Genomic DNA, 18,213 nt, shown 5'->3' with positions numbered 1-18,213 from the left:
ACCACGTCGTCAGCCTCCTCAGTGGACATCCACGTGCTGATCGCGCGCGCCACCACGGCAACCGTATGCCGGAAACCGTTGGGGATATTAAGCCCTTGAGGGCATGCCGCGATGCGGCGGGTTCGCGGGCCGCCGCAATGTCCGATGGGGACATACCTTGCCAACGCATGGCGAGCCGGTCAAGTTCCAGATTCACCTTTATCGTTGCTCAATCAACGTAAATGTTGACCACAACCGCTGTGACCTCGGACAATGTCCTCTGAAAGCCTTTTCCCCACGGGCATTTCCAGGGCATACGCCACCGACCTTCGATCCCGACCGATGGGTAGCCGGGGGGCCGGGCTTCCCTTTGGTGGTCAGTCGTGGTGAAATGCCGCGGACGATCAGTCGGATTCGCGATGAGCGTCGCCCGTGGAGTGTGCGCTGTGGGCAGAACACCGATCCACCCAGCAGATGGCCAGCCCCGTGACGTAACCGAGGAGACGCGCAGATCCATGCCTGGACCGCGCCGGTCAGACCGGTCCCCCAACGGTAACCGGGGTCGGCGATTCATGCCGAGCCTGGCCGATGTCCGGATCAGGACAAAGCTAGGGCTGATCCTGATCATCCCGGTGCTCGCGATCCTGACGCTGACGGTGCTTCGTCTCAATGACTCGAACAACCAGGCGCAGGAAGCGGCACAGATCGGTGACCTCACCGAGTTGTCCGGCCGCGCCACGGCGCTGGCGCACGAACTGCACCGGGAGCGGATGGCCGCCGGCCGGATGTACGTGGCGGCCAGCCCGCTCAGCCTGGACGTGATCTACCCGCAGATCACCGGTAAGGACGCGGCGGCGACGACGGCCGCGCGGCAGGCCGCGAAGGACGCCGACATCAAGGCGTACGCCGGCCAGATCGCCCGGACCACGACAGCCGCCGCCGCGTACAACAACGCCCGCCGCCGGCTCGACGACGTCCCGTCCACCGTGCAGGACCGGTTGGACAGCGTCGCCACCCAGTTCGGCACGCTCGCCGACCTCCGCACCAAGGTGACCGCGCGGGAGTTGCCGCTGCCCGAGGTGATCCAGCGGTACGGCCTCATCGTGAACGGCCTGATCTCCTACCGCGACGCCGTCAGCCAGGTCTCCTCCGACCCCCGGCTGGTCGACTCGCTGCTCGCGGCCGCCGCGTTCTCCAAGGCGAAACTGGCCCTCGACAAGCAGGAGGCGGTCGTCTTCGAGACCCTGGTCCCCGGGCAGAACCTGGGCGATCAGCAGGACTCGGCGTTCATCGCGACCCTCACCGCGCAGCAGGAGGCGCTGATCGCCTTCTCGCTGTCCGCGACGCCCGAGCAGCGCGACCGGGTCGCCCAGTCGCTCGCCGGTGACGCCGTTCAGCTCGTCGACAACATCACCTCCGATCTGCTCCGGGGCTTCGCCACCGGAACCGTCGGATCCGTCGACCGGACGCTGGCCGGTACCGCGCTCGGTTCGGTCAACGACCTGATGCGCACGGCCGAGGCACAGCTCGACGCCAGCCTGTTGCAGTTGACCCGCGACACCACCACCACCGTGCAGCGGCAGGTGCTCATCGAGGCCGCGATCATCATCGCGGTTCTGCTCATCCTGGTGGCCCTGGCCTTCACCACGGCCCGGTCGATGGCCCGCACGCTGCGCCGCCTGCGCGACGGTGCGTTGCGCGTCGCCGACCACGAGCTGGCCGAGGCGGTCGGCAGCCTGCAGGACGCCAAGGCCATCGGCCAGCGCACGCCGGAGGAGATCGCGGCGTCGGTCCCCGACGCGATCGCCATCCGGAGCCGCGACGAGATCGGCGAGGTGGCGCAGGCCTTCCAGGTCGTTCTCCGGGAAGCCGTCCGGATCGCGGCCGAGCAGGCCGTCCTGCGCGCCAGCGTCTCGGCCATGTTCCTCAACCTGGCCCGCCGGTCGCAGACCCTGGTCGACCGGATGATCGGTCAGCTCGACCGCATCGAGCGCGGCGAGGAGGACCCGCAGCGGCTGGCCCAGCTGTTCCAGCTCGACCACCTCGCCACCCGGATGCGTCGTAACGACGAGAACGTTCTCGTGCTCGCCGGTGCCGACACGAGCCCGCCGCGGTCCGAGGACGCGCCGCTGGCCGACGTGCTGCGCGCCGCACAGTCCGAAGTGGAGCAGTACGAGCGCATCGAGTTCGGCGCCGTCGACGACGACGTGTCGATCGCCTCGCACGCGGTCAACGACGTCGTGCGTCTCCTCGCCGAGCTGTTCGACAACGCCGCGCGGTTCTCGCCGCCCGACACCGCCGTCATCGTCGAGGGCCGGCGGATCGGCGACACCGGTTACATCCGCATCGAGGACCGCGGTCTGGGCATGACCCCGGAGGAGGCGGCCGCTCACAACGCGCGGTTCGCGGCTCCGCCCACCATCGACGTCAGCACGTTCCGCATGATGGGTCTGGCGGTCGTCAGCCGACTCGCCTACCGGCACGGCATCCAGGTGTACGTGCAGGGCAACCCGGCCGGTGGCACGGTCGTCGAGCTGAAGATGCCCGACGGCGTGCTGGTGCTGCCGGTCACCCGGCAGATCGGCAGCCTCGCCGGCGCCGGTTCCCCGGCGGTCGAGGACCGGTGGCGGCAGACGCCGCCGCTGCCCCAGCGGGCCGCGCGCCCCGACCAGCCGCAGATCGGCGCGGGCGCGGGCGCGGCCCAGCAGCCGGCACCGTACGGCGGTTTCCAGTCCGGCTTCACGCCGCAGCTTCCGCAGCGCCCGCAGGAGATGCAGCCGGCGCAGTTCGCCCAACCGGCGCAGCCGGGCCAGTTCGCGTCGCCGCAGGCGCAGTTCGCCCAGCCGGGCCAGTTCGGCCAACCGGCGCAGTTCGCCCAGCCGGGCCAGTTCGCCCAGACGGCGCAGCCGGCCCAGTTCGCATCGCCGCAGGCGCAGTTCGCCGGGCAGCAGCCGACGTTCGGGACGCCGCAGCCGAGCTTCGGCGGCCAGGCGGCCCAGCCGGCCCACATCGCGCCGCCGCCGGCCCAGATGGACCTCCCGCCGGTGCAACACGCTGCCGCGCAGAGCGTCGAGGCGCAGAGCCTCGGCAGCCGCGCCCTCGGCGGGAGCGCGCCGCCGTCGTGGCCGGTGTTCACGCCGACGCAGACCGCCGACACGACGCAGCAGCTGCCGGTGCAGCGGGCCGCCGACGACGACCGGTGGGCGGCCCTGGCCGCTCCCGTGCCGCCGCCCGCGCCGGAGCCGGAACCCGAGCCGCAGCGCACCGTCAACATCGACGACACCACCGAGATGCCGATCTTCCGCGAGATCGAGGCCACCTGGTTCCGTACCCACGGCCACAGCGCCACGCGGAGCTGGGCCGAGCCGGCCAACGCGGGCGAGAGCCAGGAGACGCAGCCGGTCCATGCCGGCCGCCGAGCCAGCCACACCAGTGCCGTGCAGAGCAGCACGGTTCAGACCACGACCGTCCCCTCCAGCGGTGCTCCGGTCGGGGCGACCAACGGCGGTTCGGCCGCCGCGAACGGCCAGAACGGGGCCGCCACCCCGCCACCCGGTGACGCCGGCGAGTCCAGCGACATCTGGCGTACCCGCGCCGACGCGGGATGGCGGGCCGCCGCGGCCGCCGCCACCCCACCGGTCAGTGACCGCACCAGATCCGGGCTTCCGAAACGCCAGCCGCGCGCACAGCTTGTCCCCGGTGGGGTCAGCGAGCGGCCAGTGGCACGAAGCGCCAGGGACCCCGAGGAAATCCGCGGCAGGCTCGGTGCCTACCACCGCGGCGTTCGTCGGGGACGGGCCCTCGCCTCCGATGGGGCAGGGGCGAATGGAACAGGAACGAACGAGGGGAACGATCGATGAGCGGTACTGGCCACATGCATCGCATGAGCTGGCTGCTCAACACCTTCGCCCAGGAGGTGGCCGGAGTCGCTCACGTGATCGTGGTGTCGGTGGACGGGTTGCTGCTCGCAGCGTCCGACGACCTGCCCGACGACCGCGCCGAGCAACTCGCCGCGATCACGGCTGGCCTGGTCAGCCTGACGTACGGCGTGTCCCGGCATTTCGAGGGTGGGGAGGTGCACCAGACCATCGTCGACATGGATCAGGGATCCCTGATCACGATGGCCATCGGCGACGGATCGTCGATCGCCGTGCTGGCGGCAAGGCAGACCGACGTCGGGCAGATCGGCTACGAAATGGCGCTCCTGGTCGAGCGTGTCGGCAAGGCGCTCGCGCCCGGCCGGCGGGATGCCGTGACGACCGGCATCGAGCGGTAAAGAAATCGCTAACGCACCACTGAGGGGGTTGGGAGGACCATCCCGATGGGCCGGGCCGATGACGATCCACGGGGGCGCCTTGTGCGTCCGTATGCGGTTACCCGTGGACGCACCGAAGCGTCCCGCACGATCGCCATCGAGGCGCTGTTGGAAACCACGTCCCGTGGGGTGCAGGAAGGCCATTACGGGGACCGTGAACGGCGCCGAATCGTGCAACTGTGCGGGGAAAGACCTCAGTCGCTGGCGGAAGTCGCCGCGCATCTACGCTTGCCGCTGGGCGTGGCTCGCGTAGTGGTCGACGACATGGTCACCGCGGGTCTTCTCCTGCTACACGAAATCGGCGACCCGGGTGACTTCTCCGAGCGCATCGACGTTCTCGAAAGGGTACTCATTGGACTCCATCGGCTCTGACCGATCGCGTGCCGGTCGGGTCCGCTCCGCGAAGATCGTGGTCGCTGGTGGTTTCGGCGTCGGCAAGACCACGCTCGTCGGTGCGATCTCGGAGATCACGCCGATGACGACCGAGGCGTTGATGACGTCGGCCGGCCTGTCCGTCGACGACGTGTCCAAGGTCCCCGACAAGACCACCACGACCGTGGCGATGGACTTCGGCCGCATCACGTTCAGCGACGACCTGATCCTGTACCTGTTCGGTACGCCGGGCCAGTCCCGGTTCTGGTTCATGTGGGACGAACTGATCCGGGGCGCCCTCGGCGCGCTGGTGCTGGTCGACACCCGCCGGGTCGAGGACAGTTTCGCCGCGATCGACTTCTTCGAGAACCGCGAACTGCCCTACCTGGTGGCGGTCAACACGTTCGAGGACGCGCCCCGCTACGACACCGACGAGGTTCGCGAAGCCCTCGCGATCCCCGACAACGTGCCGCTGGTGTTCTGCGACGCGCGCCTGCGCGAGTCGGTGCGGCACGTGCTCGTGGTCGTGGTGCAGCAGGCGATCGCGCAGTTGCGTGCGCAGCAGAGACACGTCACCGCACACTGATACACGGTAAGGAAACGGCCGGCGCTTCTGCGCCGGCCATCTGTCTTTTCCGGCCCCGCTGTCTTTCAGGGCAGGAACGTCGTGACAGCTTCGGCGATCGCGTGCTCCTCGTCGGTCGGCACCACGCAGACGGCCACCCGGGCGTCCGGCGGTGAGATGACGCGCATTCCCTTGCCGTTGTTGCGGTCCGGGTCCACCGTGATCCCCCAGCCGTCGAGACCGGCGAGGCTCGCCGCCCGCACCGCGGGCGAGTTCTCGCCGATGCCGGCGGTGAACACCACGGCGTCGAGGCGGCCGAGCGTGGCGTGGTAGGCGCCGACGTACTTGCGGATCCGGTGGCAGTAGACGTCGAAGGCCAGGTTCGCGGCGGCGTCACCGGCCACGCGCCGTTCGTCGACCGTCCGCATGTCGCCGGCCCCGCACAGGCCGGCCATCCCGCTGCGGTGCTGCAGCAGTCCGTCCACTTCGGACGGTGACATCCCGGCCCGCTGCAGAAAACCGGGCAGCGCCGGATCCAGGTCGCCCGACCGGGTGCCCATCACCAGGCCCTCCAACGGCGTGAAGCCCATCGACGTCTCCACGCTCCGTCCACCGTGGACGGCGGTCGCGCTCGCGCCGTTGCCGAGGTGCAGCACGACCAGGTTCAGCTCGCCCGGTGGCCGGTCGAGCAGGACGGCGGTGCGGGCGGCCACGTAACCCACCGAGATGCCGTGGAACCCGTACCGGCGGATGCCGTACCGGGCGGCCACCTCGCGGTCGATCGCGTACGTCGCGGCGGCCGGTGGCAGGTCGGCGTGGAAGGCCGTGTCGAAGACGGCGACGTGCGGCACGTCGCCGAACGTGCGGCGGGCCGCCTCGATCCCGGCCACCGCGCCGGGGTTGTGCAGCGGCGCCAGCGGGGTGAGGTCCCGGATCGCGTCGACGGCCGCGTCGTCGAGCAGCGTCGGCCGCACGAACCGGTCACCGCCGTGCACGACGCGGTGGCCGACCCCGTCGGGCCGGTCGCCGCGCAGGTCGTCGAACACGGTCCGCAGTGCCTCGGTGTGGTCGGCCGGACCGCCCGGCTCACCGATCCGTTCCACGACGCCCTTGTCGCCCGCGCCGGGGTCGTCCGGATCGACCAGCCGGTACTTGATCGTCGACGAGCCGCTGTTTAATACCAGGATCACCTCATGGAGGCTAACGACATGCCCCGGATCGGGCTCGCGTTGGGTGGCGGCGCCGTGCGGGGGGCCGCCCACATCGGCGTGCTCGCCGCGCTGGAGGAGGCCGGCCTGCCGCCCGCCGTCATCACCGGAACCAGTGCCGGCGCGCTCGTCGGCGCCCTGTACGCCGGCGGGCTGAAGCCGGTCGAGATCACCGGCCTCACCCGCAAACTGCGGTGGACGCGGCTGGTGCTGCCCGCGATGAACCGGCGGGCGCTGCTCGACACCACCCGGCTGGGCCGCTTCCTCGACCAGACCCTCGGCGGTCGCACGTTCGCCGATCTCGACATCCCCTTCGCCGCGGTGGCGACCGAGCTCACCACGGGCGCGCGGGTGGTGATGACCGAGGGGCCGGTCGTCGACGCGGTGCTCGCCAGCGCCGCCATCCCCGGCGTGTTCCCGCCGGTGGCCCGCGGCGACCAGGTGCTCGTCGACGGCGGCCTGGTCGACCTGGTGCCGGCGGGGCTCGCCCGGGCCATGGGTGCCGAGGTGGTGGTCGCCGTCGACGTGTCCGGGCCGCTGCCCCGGCGGGCGCCGACCTCCATGCTGCAGATCCTGGTTGCCGCCACGCACCTCCAGACGGGGGTCGCGGAGCAGTTGGCCGTCGACGCCGACCTGGTGCTCGCGCCGGAGGTCGACGAGTTCGCGTTCTGGGAGCTGTCGCGCATCCCGGAGTTCGAGCTGGCCGGCCGGGAGGCCACCGAGCGGGCGCTGCCCGTGCTGCGGGCTTTGTGCTCGGTGGTGGAGGCGCGTCGGGAGTGGCAGGAAAACAGTTGACCGCTTTCCTCAAGAGGGCGCCCGCGCGTCCGATCGTTTCCGTGTGACGCGTGTGCAGGGGCCGGTGAGCAGATGCTCCTCCTGCTGACGCTGGTCGCCGGTGTGGTGCTGGTGGCCGGCGTCGTGCTGGTGGTCCGGCGGACGGTCCGGCAACGGCTGGCGCCGCTGCGCCGGGTCGTCGAGGACGTGATCGCCGCCGGCGACCGCGGGTCGCGGGTGGGCGGCAACGGGTCCGGCGAGATCGGTGCGCTCGGCCGGGCCATCGACACCATGCTCGACACGATCGCCGCCCGCGAGGCCGAACTCGACAAGGCGAACGCCGACCGCGAGGAGCAGATCCGGGCCGCGTACGCGGAGCGGCGGCAGTCGGAGCAGCGGGAGCGCAAGCGGGCGCAGTCGCTCATCGACGACACGATCGGCACGGTGGTGACCGAACTGCGCGAGGTGGTCGACCAGACGGCCACCGTGCGCTCGGCGGCCGACACGATCGACGAGCGCGTCGGCGGCGCGAACGCGATCACCCTCCAGGTGGTGGCCAGCGCCGGCCAGGCCGACCGGGTCGCCGCCGAGATGTCCGAGAGCCTGCGCCGGGTGAGCGGCATCGCCCAGATGATCGCCGCCGTGGCCCGGCAGACGAACCTGCTCGCGCTCAACGCCTCGATCGAGGCGGCCCGCGCCGGCGACGCCGGCCTCGGGTTCAGCGTCGTGGCCGGCGAGGTGAAGAACCTGGCCGACACCACCGCGAAGTCCACCGGCGAGATCGAGCTGACCGTCCGGGCCGTCGAGGAGAACGCCGCCGCGATGGCCGGGACGATGGCCGCGATGACCGCCGGCATCGGCGACATCGAGTCGGCCACCGCGCAGGTCGGCTCGGTGACCACCGACCAGAACGCCAGCATCGACCGGCTCGCGAAGAGCGTGACCGCCGCGATCAGCCGGATCGAGACGATGGTCAACCTGACCGAGCAGTTGGAGCGGCGCGGCCTGCCCCGGGCACCGCTGACCGGGCCGGTGCGGCTCACCCTCCGCAACCAGGACCACATCGCCCAGCTCATCGACCTCAGCGAGACCGGCCTGCGGTGCTCGGTCGCGACCGACGCGCCGATGCGCGACGGCGACTCGCTCGACGTCCACGTGCCGCTCGGCGCCGGCCGGACGGTCGCCGTCTGCGGCGACGTCGTCCACTACCGCGCCGACGAACTCGGCGTCGAGATCGGGGTCCGGTTCCGGGACGTCCCGGACGCCACCGCCGACGCGATCTCGGCGGTCGTCATCTCGGCCCTGGGCCTGTCCGGCCCACAGCAATCAGCGCCGCAGTGACCCGGCCGCGGTGACCCAGGTCAGCGCGTCGGCGGCGGCCATCGGCCGCGCGAACAGGAAGCCCTGCCCGAACTCGCAGGCGGCGCCGATCAGCAGCTTCCGGTCGTCCTCGGTCTCGATGCCCTCCGCGACCACCGCCAGCCGCAACGTGTGCGCCAGCCCGATGATCCCCTTCACCAGGTCGTACTGCGACGGCGACGTGGTGATCGTGTCCACGAACGACTTGTCCAGCTTCACCAGGTCGACCGGCATCTGGTGCAGGTAGCTCAACGACGAGTAGCCGGTGCCGAAGTCGTCGATCGCGATGCGCACCCCCGAGCGGTGCAACGCGTCCAGTTCGGACCGGATCCGGTCCTGGTCGCGGTCGCCCAGCAACAGGCTCTCGGTGATCTCCAGGACCAGCCGGTCGGCCGCCAGGCCGGCGTCGGCCAGCGCCCGCTGGACGAGGCCGACGAAGCCGGGCGCGCGGAACTGCCGGGGCGAGACGTTCACCGCCACATACGTCGGACCGGGCCACTGTGCCGCCGCCGCGACGGCCGAGCGCAGCACCCACTCGCCGAGTTGCACGATCAGGCCGCTCTCCTCGGCGATGCCGATGAAGTCCAGCGGCGGCACCGTGCCCCGGCTCGGGTGGAGCCAGCGCACCAGCGCCTCGAACCCGCACGTGCGTCCCGTGTCGAGCGCGACCACCGGCTGGAAGACCAGCCGGAACTCGCCGTTCGTGATGGCCTGGTCGAGGGCCGCGTGCAGTTGCAGGCGTTCCAGGATCCGGGTGTGCAGCGTGGCCTCGTACCGGCAGACGCGGCCCTTGCCACTGGTCTTCGCCATGGCCAGCGCGATGTCGGCCCGGCCGAGCAGTTGCGCGCTGTCGCCGGCCTCGGCGGTGGTGGCCGTCCCGACGCTGGCGTGACAGGTGACCACTCCCGCCGTCGGCAGCCGGAACGGCGGCCCGAACGCGGCCAGCGCCCGCTCGGCCGGTCCCTCGACCCCGTCGTCACCGGATTCGAGTTCCACCAGGACGGCGAACTCGTCGCCGCCGATCCGGGCGACCGCGTGCTGGGCCACCGCATGCCGGGGCGACACGGCGGCGACCAGCCGGCGGGCCACGGACACGAGCAGTTCGTCGCCGGCGTCGTGCCCCATCGTGTCGTTGATGACCTTGAAGCCGTCCAGGCCGACCAGGACGACGCCGACCGGTCGACCGGTCTCCACCGTCTTCTCCAGGCGAGAAGTGAACAGGGCCCGGTTCGGCAGCCCGGTGAGGTCGTCGAAGTACGCCCGGTGCAGGAGTTCCCGCTCCAGCCGCCGGTGCTCGGTGACGTCGCGCAGCGTCACCACCACGCCGGCGACGGTCGGCTCGTGCCGCAGGTCGCGGCAGGCGACCTCGACCTGTGCCGGCTCCCCGGTTCCGGTCATGGTCCAGTCGGTCAACTCGGGGACCTCGGTACCGGCGCGCACGGCGTCGAGGAGGGCCGACGCCGCGTCCCGGGACGGCGGGTCGACCAGCTCGGGCAGCGCCGCGCCGACCGGGTCACGGTCGCCGAACACCGCCGTCGCCGACGGGCTCGCGTACCGGATCCGGTTGTCGTCGCCGACGATCACGATCACGTCGGAGGCGTTGAGCACCAGCGTCCGGAAGTAGGTCTCGCTCTCCCGCTGCACGATCTCGGCGTTGGCGGCCAGCCCGTCGAGGGCCAGTGCCGCCTGGCCGGCCAGCACCTGGGCGGCCTCCTGAAGGCTGATCAGCGCGGTGTCGGCGGCGCCGATGTCGATCCGGCCGGTGACCCGGCGGCCGGCGAGCGCGCAGCGCAGCACGTACCCGTCGCCGGTACGCAGCATCCGCAGCCCGTCCTCGGGAACCGGCGTGCCGGTCTCCACCTCGACGCGGTGCGGGGTGTCCGGCGGCAGCAGGTCGGCGACGGCGGCCCGGACGGCCGCGACCACCTCGTCGGCACCGCCGGCGGCGAGCAGCGCGGCGCCGGCCCGGCGCATGCCGCGTTCCCGGGCGACCGACCGGCGCTGCACCGCGACCACCCCGGACAGCCGGGCCACGACGAGCCCGAACAGCACCGCGCACAGCACGCCGATGACGGCGCCGTCGTGCACCTCGCCGGTGAGTTCCTCGACGATCAGCACCGCCGGCGGGAACAGCGACGCGAGGCCGAGCATCGCCACCCGCCGCCCGCCGACCTGGTCGGGACGCAGGACCCGCGGCTCGGTCAGGTCGGCCATCGAGGGGTGCAGGGCGGCCAGCCCGATCGCGTAGTAGCAGTACTGGTACATCAGGTCGACCACGCCGCCCATCTGGTAGGCGTCGTTGAGCTGCGCCACCCCGTAGAGCACGTCGCTCACGAACAGCATGCCGATGCCCGTGACGATGAGCGTCAGGCTGGGGCTGCGGCGCTGGCTCGTGGCCATCCGGATCAGCACGGTGATCATCAGGATGTCGCTGAGCGGGTACGCGATGGCGATGGCCTTCTCCACCGCGGGCGTGTCCGGTGCCGACAGCAGCGGGCCGATCAGGAAGATCCACGCGAGCAGGCCGAGGCTGCTGGTCACGGTGAACGCGTCCAGCAGCGCGGCCCGGTCGCGCCCGGTGGCGCCGGACCGCACCATGCTGGCCATGCCCGCGGCCAGAACCGGGCAGAGGGCCAGGAAGAACACGTCGGCGGGCGACGGGAACGGGTCGGCCACCCCGGCCACGTCGGTGAGGTAGGTGTTGATCAGGTCCCCGCAGCCGAACATGGCCACCGCGGTCGCGATCAGGATCCACGGCGCCCGCCGCCGGGGCCGGTTCCGCGCCACGCCCACGAGGATGGCGGCGACGGCGACCGCGCACTCGGCGACGGAGAAAACCATGTGACCGCTGGGAACGGCGAAGTAGAGCATGCCGATGACGAGAAGTGCCAGGCAGTACCCGACCATGATCCAGCGCGTCACACCCCGCTCCCCCACCAGGCCCTATCGGCCCGGCCGCCGGGGAATGAAGGTTTCGGCCGGGTCGGCCGGTAACGGCCGACCCGGCACGATCGCCTACGTCAGAACGGCCACTCCGCCCGCTGGCCCGCTTCCAGGAGCGGGACCATGCGGAACGTCGCGTCGGTGAGGCCGCCGAACTCGTACCGGTTACGGGTGCCGGCGTCGAACGCCGTGCGCACGTAGCCGCCGAGGTTGAAGCCGTACAGCGGAACGTCGCGCGGCACCGCGTTCGTGACGTCGCCCGTGCCGTACGCCGGTGCGAACGTCTGCATGTCGGAGAACACGAACACGCGGACGTGGTCCTTGCGCAGCGTCGCACGGATCGAGTCGGCGATCCGGGTGCCGTGCCCGACCTCTCCGACCCGCTTGACGAACGCGTCGACCTCGCGGATCACCGACCCGCCCCGCGCGACCGTGTGCCGGAACACCCCGTCGGCGAAGCCGTGCAGGTCGACCTTCCCCGTCTTCGCCGCCAGCGCGACGCCGAACACCGCCGCCGCCTTCACCGGCGACATCGTCGACCGCTTCGAGAACCCGCCCGACGACATCGACGCCGACGTGTCGACGAGGATGAGCGAGCGACCCGGCAGCGCCGGCAGGTTCGCCAGCGAGTGCCGCAGCGCGGCGTCGAGCGCGTGCCCCCACCGCAGCGACGGCGCCTGCTCGTACGCGGCGAGGAACCGGTACGGGAACTGCCGCGACCGGGCCACCTCGTCGGGGTCGGCCAGCTTCGCCGCCACCCGCTCGGCGACGTGGTCGGGCACACCCGCCTCGTCGAAGCCCTTGAGGTTACGCAGCAACGCCATGTACCCCATCGCGGGATCGCGGCCTCCCACAGGCGTGCCTTCTCGACCGCCGGACCGGCCGCCGACAGCACGTCCTCCCACGTCATTCCGGCCTGCTTCAGCGCGCCGGCGTCGGCGAGCCGGGCCCGGTCGTCCCGGGCCGCGGTGCGCAGCGACGCGTTCGCGGCGAGCACACGAAGGGACGCGGCCGGTGGCTCGTCGCGGCCGTGCCGGCGGTCGATCGCGTGCTTGAACAGGTCACCCTGCCACGGCTTGTCGGCCGCCGGGGTCGGGTGCACGAGGTCGATGACGTCACCGAACCGGAACCCGCGCGCGGCGGTGTCGTACTTGAGCAGGCTGCGCTCGTTGTACAGCCGGGAAACGGCATCGGCGACGCCGCGCTTGACCGGCTTCGGCACGGCCCGGCCGTAGGTGGCCGTCCAGTACGCCAGCGCCTCGCCGGGCTCGTCGGCCCGCTGCAGCACCGACGACACCAGCTGCCGCCCGCCCGGCAGGCCCGCGCCGAGCAGCGCGTGCGCCGCGTCGAGCGCGCCGACGAGCGACGCCGACCGCATGTTCGCGCCCGTGCGCAGCCAACCGAGGAAGCGCGCGGTCCAGTCGGGATCGGCGACGGCCACGGCCTTGACGAGGCCGCTGAACCGCCGGTCGCGGTCGGACGCCTTCTCGTAGAACGTGTCCTCGCCGACGACGTTGGCGACGGCGAGCAGGAACAGCTCGCTCTTCGCGTCGTGCGCGTATCCCGCGCCGCCCTCGTGGGTGACGCCGGACGGGGTCGCCTCGGCGACGATCGGGCTGCGCGCCCGCGCCTTCATGCGGTTGAACTTGCTCATGTACGGCCACTCCTTCCGGCTTCTTCGTGAGGTAGGTGGTGCCCGAGATCAAGGGGTCGGCCCCGGTACGTTGTCGCTCTGCCAGTTGAGCTACGGCCGCAGGAGTGCGGCCGGCAGGACTCGAACCTGCAACTCACCCATTAAAGTGGAAGTAACCGTTGCCTGTCGCACCGGGCACCGGTGCTTTTGCTCTTTCCAAGCTCTGTGCTTTCCGAGATCTGGGCGGCATGCGGGGTGCCCTCGCCATGAGGAAGGCCACGCCCCGTTGGTCGGGGCGCAAGGAGTCGAACCTCGAAGTATCCGCGCGCCTACGCACCGGAAAGCACAGTCGCAGGCCCCGGTGTCGAACCGGACCGTCCACCCGTATGAAAGGCGGCTGGGCAGCCAGCGCCCGCCTGCGTCACCGTTTCTCTTACGTACCCCCGGCTGGAATCGAACCAGCGACCTCGACACTCGGAACGTCGCGCTCTACTCCCCTGAGCTACGGAGGCATGTATTCACTTGTGGACCGGCGGGGTATCGAACCCCGCACGTCAGGCTTGCAAGGCGAGACTGTGCACCAGCACCCAGCCCGGGTTGTAACGCAGAGCGGATCGCGGGAATCGAACCCGCGTCTTCGGTTTGGAAGACCGACGTGAGCACCCAGCCTCACCAGATCCGCACAGCAGCCAATGCGGGACTCGAACCCGCTCTGTCTGATCGAGAGTCAGAAGGCCTACCCATAGCCCAATCGGCCGTGCACTATTGCAAAACCCACAGTCCGGGACCCGAGAATCGAACTCGGTGTGTCCTGCTCCCAAAGCAGGCGGGTCAACCAGCTCCCTCGCCCCGGGGGTCTCTGAATCGAGCAAAAGAAAGCCGCCCTGCCGGAGAATCCGGGGGCGGCGTCGGCGTGGAACGCTGGATGCGTTACCCCGTACGCCTTCCCTGCCCTGGCATGCTCGCGCCCCGGGCGGGCATTCGCCGCTCGGCTCGTTCTTTATCGATGCGCTTCGCGTTCATGGTGCCCTCCTCCCGGTAGCTCATGCCCTGACTGCTACAGATACGGTACGTCCCCCCGTCAACCCACGCAACGCTTTTCTCTGTCGTTTGTCGGCGGCGGTGGGTCCGTGCGACGTCACCGCGACCGGCGTCGCGAGTTCCTCTTCCACGGCCGCGACCCAGTTCCGCGGCGACGCCGGATCGTAGAGCGGCACGGTCGTCTCCAGCCGGCGGGTCAACGTCTCCTGCCGGTCGAGGTCGCCGGGCGGTCCCGGTACCAGCCGGTCGGTCCAGTCGTAGGCGCGGCACATCCGCACGCCACGATCTGCGACGTCGAGGTGGGTCAGCGCCAGCGCGTCGACGCCGCCGCACGCGTCGAGCGCGTACCGGTGGGCGACGGCGTCGAAGTGCCCGACCCGGAAGGCGCCCTGCCACGGGTTCGTGGGATTGTGCGGGTCTGGCAGGTCGAGCGCGGGGTCCTCGGTCACCAGCGGGCCCGGGCCGTGCCGGGTGGTGAACGTCCGCAGCACGCCGAGCCGCACCGCCGCGCGTCCGGCCAGCAGCGTCTCGGCGTTGGCGAACGTGGTGGTGCTCCAGGTGGTGTACGGGTGGAAGCCGTGCCACTCGTCGAGCAGCACGCCCTGGGCACCCTCGAACACCACGGTTCCGGCGTCGAGGAGGCGCTCCGTGTGCGCACCGTCCACGATGGACACCGCCGCCGCGAACGCGGTGAACGCGTCGACGCAGTCGTCGACCGGCGGCGCGTCCAGGGATCCGACCTCGTCGGCGAGGCGGTCGCGCAGTCTCGACAACTTGTGCCGCAACACGTGCGGGTTTCGACAGTCGCCGACGTGCGGCGCGTCATCGGGCCACGCGAGCAGGTACGACATGGTCTCGCCCACACCCATGCCGCACGACCCGTGCCGGGCCGCGCCGCGGGCCAGTTCCCTGGCCCGGTTGGCGGCCCGGTGGTACGGGGTCGCGAGCGGCGCGCCGGCGTCGACCGTGAGGCGCGCCAGCGCGTCGCCGACACCGAGCATCGTCAGGTGATCGGCCTCGACCACCAGCGCGAGCGGGTCGACCACCATGAAGCGGCTGAGGTGCGTACGCACGCCCGGCCGCAGCGTTCCCGAGCCGAACTGGGCGAACGTGTGGCGACGGCCGTCGGGCAGCACCACCGTGTGCGCGGCCTGCCCGCCCCCGTTGAACCGGACGACCGCGTGAACCGGCCGGCTCGCGCACAGCCAGTCCACGACGGTCCCCTTGCCCGCATCGCCGAACCCCAGATCGACGACAACGTAGTGAGTCACAGCCGCTGGATCCGATCGGTGCCGGTCGCCACCGGCGGCAGCGTCGACGTCGTGGCCCCGCGCCGGGCGGGAACCCGGGCGAGCGCCTTCGACACCGTGCCGACCGCGTCGGAGTCGGCCAGGTCGCGCAGGCCCTCCTCCAGGTCGATCGCGCCCTCGCCCAGGCCGACGGTGAGCCCGATCGTCTCGCAGGCGGCGTCGAGGTCGTCGAGTTCCAGCGCGTTCTGGCCGAGCAGCTTGCGCCAGAACGCCAGCACCGTGTCGTTGCCCGCGTACGCGGTGCCCGACGGCAGCAGGAAGTAGGTGTCGTACATCCGCGTCACCTCTTTCACGACCGTCCGCAGTGGAACGTCCTCTGTGGACGGTTCGCCGAGGATGTCGCGACGGTGCCGGCCGAACACCTTCGGATAGGCCATCTCGTCGCCGATGATGAACAGGTACCCGCGCCGGCCGCGCTTCTCGAAGCAGTCGATCGACGTGTGCCGGGCCATGAAGTGCATCGCCAGCTCGTACGACTCGGTCATCTGGCCACCGCCGCCGCCTTCGAGCACGATGTTGCCGAGGTGCTCGTCCATCCGGTTGTCCGACTCGAACTGGCTGACCTGCAACGGCACCCGGTCGCACGTGGCGTCACCGATCGCGCCGAACATGATCTGCGGGTCGGTCGCGTATCCGTTGCGGAGCAACAGACCGAACAGCTGCGGCAGCTTCTGCTGCAGGGCGCGCGGCACCGAACCCATCGATCCGGTGACGTCGAACAGCACCGAGATCGCCACCGACTGCGGGTGTTCGTCGGAGTCGCGGCTCTCCCGCATCGCGACGCCGAACGGGTTGAGCGTGTCGTGAACGCGGCGTGCGCCGCTGTCGTGGTAGGCGAAGGCACTCGTGCCGGTGGCCCGGCGGTACCGCTTCGCCGCGTCGTAGACGTCGGTCGACCAGCTTCCACTTCCCATGGTCTCTCCCCCTTCAGGAGACGGGATCGAGCCGGAACGGTCGGAACCGTCGCGGCCCGTACAACCTGGCGAGCACGCCGTCGAGCTCGTCCAGCAGGCGCCACGCGTCGTCCGGCCGCGCGTCCAATGAGGACAGTGCGCAGCCGGCGGCGAACGACCGCAGCGGACCCGGTGCCTTCGGGCCCATCAGGTCGGTCATGCAGCGCGTGGCCATGAAGATGTCGGTGCCCGGCCCCGGCGACTGTCGCTTGAGGACCTCCGCCGGGTACCGGTCGGTGAAATCCGGTACCAGCGCGGGGATCCGCTCCCCCGACGTCGCCGAATAGCACCAGTCGACGAGCACCAGCCCGTGCTCGTCCGGTTCGATCAGGACGTGTGTCGGCAGCACCGCACCGTGCACCAACCCGGCGCGGTGGGCGAACCCGATCGCGACCAGCAACCGGCGCCACATCCACGCCACGTCGCGCGGATCGACGCCACCGGGGTACGCCGCACCCACGTCCGCGAGGCTGCGCAGCCCCGGCACCGTGCCGATCACGGTGACCCGCCGGTCGGCACCGGTGGTCGCGTCGCGGTGCAGGAACGACTCGACGACGCGCGGCACGTACGGCAGGAACCGCGGGTCGCCGAGGTCCGCCATCGCGCGCAGCGCCAACGCCTCGCGCTCCATCAGGTCGTTGTTGACCGGACTGCGTGGCAGCTTCAGGAACTCCCCCTCGCCGACGTCGTACAGATCGGCGAGATCGCCCTGGAAAGCGCGGTCGTTGAGCCGGTATTCGCCGATCCTCGTGCGGATGACCGTCCCGTGCCGGTCCTGCCACAGCCGCGCCAGGCGGATGAACGCCGCCGTGGCGTCGGCCCCCGCCGCCAGGTCCGGATGCAGGGCGCGGGCGAGTTCGCGGTACCGACGGGCCGGGTGGTCGGTCCCGAAAAGATCCTGAGCGGACGACGCGGAGAGCACCGCCACGACGGCCTCGGTCGTGTTCACCGGATCGACTCCTCGTGTGCGGGCCGCAGCAGCGGCGGGTGCAGCACGCGCGCGTCGCCGGCCCGGTAGAGGCGGGCCCGGGGACCGCCGCGCGGGCCGCCGCGCTCGGTGGAGGTGCCGGTGCTCTCGACGAAGCCCGGGACCGAGAGCACCTTGCGGTGGAAGTTGCCGGCGTGCAGGGTGCCGCCCCACACCGTCTCGTAGACGGCGCGCAACTCGGCGATCGTGAACTCCTCGCCGACGAAGCTGGTGGCGAGCGGCGAGTACTCGAGCTTGGCGCGGGCGCGCTCCAGGCCGTCGGAGATGATCTGCGTGTGGTCGAAGGCGAGGCGACGCGTGGTGCCCGGCCGCTGCCGCGCCGGCCGGGCGCGGTCGGGCTCCCCCGGCGTCGCCTCGGGTAGCCCGAGCAGGCCGACCGGCACCCAGGCCGCTTCGCGGGCGTCGCCACCGCTCGACGGATCGGGGAGGTCGGGCGCCATCGCCATGTACGCCACCGAGACCACCCGCATCCGCGGGTCCCGGCCCGGCGTGCCGTAGCTGGCAAGCTGTTCGAGGTGCACGCGGCGCAACTTCGTGAGCCCGGTCTCCTCGGCGAGTTCGCGGGCGGCGCCGCCGTACAGGTCCTCCGTCGGCTGCACGAAGCCGCCCGGCAGCGCCCAGGCCCCTTCGAACGGCGGGGCGCCCCGCCGCACAAGCAGCACGTTCAGCGCGCCGTCGCGAATGGTCAGGGCAACCACGTCGACGGTGACCGCGACGGGCGGGAACGCCCGCGGATCGTAGGTGGCAAGGAACTCGTCTTCGGTCATCGGCGG

Annotated in this window: 14 protein-coding genes and 5 tRNA genes; 7 read left to right on the top strand and 12 right to left on the bottom strand. The window is 71.3% G+C overall.

Going from position 1 to position 18,213, the window contains the following annotated elements:
* Positions 1-551 precede the first annotated feature (551 nt).
* The 4 genes from Vau01_RS34635 to Vau01_RS34620 are packed head-to-tail and all read left to right on the top strand — an operon-like array spanning position 552 to position 5,252.
* Positions 552-3,839: a sensor histidine kinase gene (locus tag Vau01_RS34635; RefSeq protein ID WP_204001691.1), complete on the top strand. Its 3,288-nt coding sequence runs from the start codon at positions 552-554 to the stop codon at positions 3,837-3,839.
* Positions 3,840-3,853: 14 nt separating this feature from the next.
* On the top strand, positions 3,854-4,255 hold the full coding sequence (locus Vau01_RS34630; protein WP_204001716.1) for a roadblock/LC7 domain-containing protein: 402 nt from the start codon (positions 3,854-3,856) through the stop codon (positions 4,253-4,255).
* A gap of 45 nt (positions 4,256-4,300) precedes the next feature.
* A complete protein-coding gene (locus Vau01_RS34625; RefSeq protein WP_204001688.1) occupies positions 4,301-4,666 on the top strand; it encodes a DUF742 domain-containing protein in 366 nt (121 codons plus the stop codon).
* A complete protein-coding gene (locus Vau01_RS34620) occupies positions 4,647-5,252 on the top strand; it encodes a GTP-binding protein (RefSeq protein ID WP_204001686.1) in 606 nt (201 codons plus the stop codon). The genes Vau01_RS34625 and Vau01_RS34620 overlap by 20 nt, the downstream gene beginning before the upstream one ends.
* A gap of 65 nt (positions 5,253-5,317) precedes the next feature.
* Here the strand turns inward: Vau01_RS34620 and Vau01_RS34615 are convergent, their stop codons facing one another.
* Entirely contained in the window at positions 5,318-6,421 is a 1,104-nt protein-coding gene (locus Vau01_RS34615; RefSeq protein ID WP_204001684.1) for an acetate/propionate family kinase, read from the bottom strand.
* A gap of 3 nt (positions 6,422-6,424) precedes the next feature.
* On the opposite strand from Vau01_RS34615, the gene Vau01_RS34610 reads away from it, so the two are divergent.
* Positions 6,425-7,234 carry a patatin-like phospholipase family protein gene (locus Vau01_RS34610; RefSeq protein ID WP_204001682.1) on the top strand — a complete coding sequence of 270 codons (810 nt, stop codon included), beginning with the start codon at positions 6,425-6,427 and terminating at the stop codon, positions 7,232-7,234.
* 72 nt (positions 7,235-7,306) lie between these two features.
* Positions 7,307-8,554 carry a methyl-accepting chemotaxis protein gene (locus Vau01_RS34605; RefSeq protein WP_204001679.1) on the top strand — a complete coding sequence of 416 codons (1,248 nt, stop codon included), beginning with the start codon at positions 7,307-7,309 and terminating at the stop codon, positions 8,552-8,554.
* On the opposite strand, the gene Vau01_RS34600 is transcribed toward Vau01_RS34605, so the two are convergent.
* Both Vau01_RS34600 and Vau01_RS65775 read right to left on the bottom strand, forming a co-directional pair.
* The gene (locus tag Vau01_RS34600; RefSeq protein WP_204001676.1) at positions 8,540-11,494 is read right to left on the bottom strand and encodes a putative bifunctional diguanylate cyclase/phosphodiesterase; all 2,955 of its coding nucleotides are present in this window, start codon (positions 11,492-11,494) and stop codon (positions 8,540-8,542) included. The two genes, Vau01_RS34605 and Vau01_RS34600, sit on opposite strands and share 15 nt — an antisense overlap.
* Before the next feature lie 98 nt (positions 11,495-11,592).
* Positions 11,593-12,339, bottom strand: a complete 747-nt coding sequence (locus tag Vau01_RS65775; RefSeq protein ID WP_506019430.1) for a TROVE domain-containing protein — start codon at positions 12,337-12,339, stop codon at positions 11,593-11,595.
* A 224-nt stretch (positions 12,340-12,563) separates the two neighbouring features.
* On the opposite strand from Vau01_RS65775, the gene Vau01_RS63745 reads away from it, so the two are divergent.
* Positions 12,564-13,199: a hypothetical protein gene (locus Vau01_RS63745; RefSeq protein ID WP_239152086.1), complete on the top strand. Its 636-nt coding sequence runs from the start codon at positions 12,564-12,566 to the stop codon at positions 13,197-13,199.
* Positions 13,200-13,586: 387 nt separating this feature from the next.
* Here the strand turns inward: Vau01_RS63745 and Vau01_RS34590 are convergent.
* From Vau01_RS34590 to Vau01_RS34550, 9 genes are all read right to left on the bottom strand, one after another.
* A tRNA-Arg gene (locus Vau01_RS34590) sits at positions 13,587-13,660 on the bottom strand.
* 13 nt (positions 13,661-13,673) lie between these two features.
* Positions 13,674-13,742, bottom strand: a tRNA-OTHER gene (locus tag Vau01_RS34585).
* A gap of 14 nt (positions 13,743-13,756) precedes the next feature.
* Positions 13,757-13,830 (bottom strand) — tRNA-Gly (locus Vau01_RS34580).
* Between the two features lie 4 nt (positions 13,831-13,834).
* A tRNA-Glu gene (locus Vau01_RS34575) sits at positions 13,835-13,905 on the bottom strand.
* A gap of 23 nt (positions 13,906-13,928) precedes the next feature.
* Positions 13,929-14,001 (bottom strand) — tRNA-Pro (locus Vau01_RS34570).
* A 190-nt stretch (positions 14,002-14,191) separates the two neighbouring features.
* Positions 14,192-15,460, bottom strand: a complete 1,269-nt coding sequence (locus Vau01_RS34565; RefSeq protein ID WP_204001673.1) for an adenylosuccinate synthetase — start codon at positions 15,458-15,460, stop codon at positions 14,192-14,194.
* Positions 15,457-16,413: a hypothetical protein gene (locus Vau01_RS34560; protein ID WP_204001670.1), complete on the bottom strand. Its 957-nt coding sequence runs from the start codon at positions 16,411-16,413 to the stop codon at positions 15,457-15,459. The genes Vau01_RS34565 and Vau01_RS34560 overlap by 4 nt, the downstream gene beginning before the upstream one ends.
* 13 nt (positions 16,414-16,426) lie before the next feature.
* Complete coding sequence (locus tag Vau01_RS34555) at positions 16,427-17,401, bottom strand: protein kinase family protein (protein WP_204001667.1); 975 nt, start codon at positions 17,399-17,401, stop codon at positions 16,427-16,429.
* Complete coding sequence (locus Vau01_RS34550; protein ID WP_204001665.1) at positions 17,398-18,207, bottom strand: NUDIX hydrolase; 810 nt, start codon at positions 18,205-18,207, stop codon at positions 17,398-17,400. The genes Vau01_RS34555 and Vau01_RS34550 overlap by 4 nt, the downstream gene beginning before the upstream one ends.
* Positions 18,208-18,213: the final 6 nt, after the last annotated feature.

This window comes from Virgisporangium aurantiacum (genome assembly GCF_016863635.1).
In the GTDB taxonomy this organism is placed as follows: domain Bacteria; phylum Actinomycetota; class Actinomycetes; order Mycobacteriales; family Micromonosporaceae; genus Virgisporangium; species Virgisporangium aurantiacum.
Note: the sequence above shows the minus strand (reverse complement) of the source record. Positions and strands in the feature narration are given on the sequence as shown.

Excerpts from the sequence above, each read along its gene's own strand:
- Vau01_RS34635 (WP_204001691.1), top strand. The coding sequence starts at position 552 with ATGCCGAGCCTGGCCGATGTCCGGATCAGGACAAAGCTAGGGCTGATC.
- Vau01_RS34630 (WP_204001716.1), top strand. The coding sequence starts at position 3,854 with ATGCATCGCATGAGCTGGCTGCTCAACACCTTCGCCCAGGAGGTGGCC.
- Vau01_RS34625 (WP_204001688.1), top strand. The coding sequence starts at position 4,301 with ATGGGCCGGGCCGATGACGATCCACGGGGGCGCCTTGTGCGTCCGTAT.
- Vau01_RS34610 (WP_204001682.1), top strand. The coding sequence starts at position 6,425 with ATGGAGGCTAACGACATGCCCCGGATCGGGCTCGCGTTGGGTGGCGGC.
- Vau01_RS34605 (WP_204001679.1), top strand. The coding sequence starts at position 7,307 with ATGCTCCTCCTGCTGACGCTGGTCGCCGGTGTGGTGCTGGTGGCCGGC.
- Vau01_RS65775 (WP_506019430.1), bottom strand. The coding sequence starts at position 12,339 with ATGGCGTTGCTGCGTAACCTCAAGGGCTTCGACGAGGCGGGTGTGCCC.
- Vau01_RS34560 (WP_204001670.1), bottom strand. The coding sequence starts at position 16,413 with ATGGGAAGTGGAAGCTGGTCGACCGACGTCTACGACGCGGCGAAGCGG.
- Vau01_RS34550 (WP_204001665.1), bottom strand. The coding sequence starts at position 18,207 with ATGACCGAAGACGAGTTCCTTGCCACCTACGATCCGCGGGCGTTCCCG.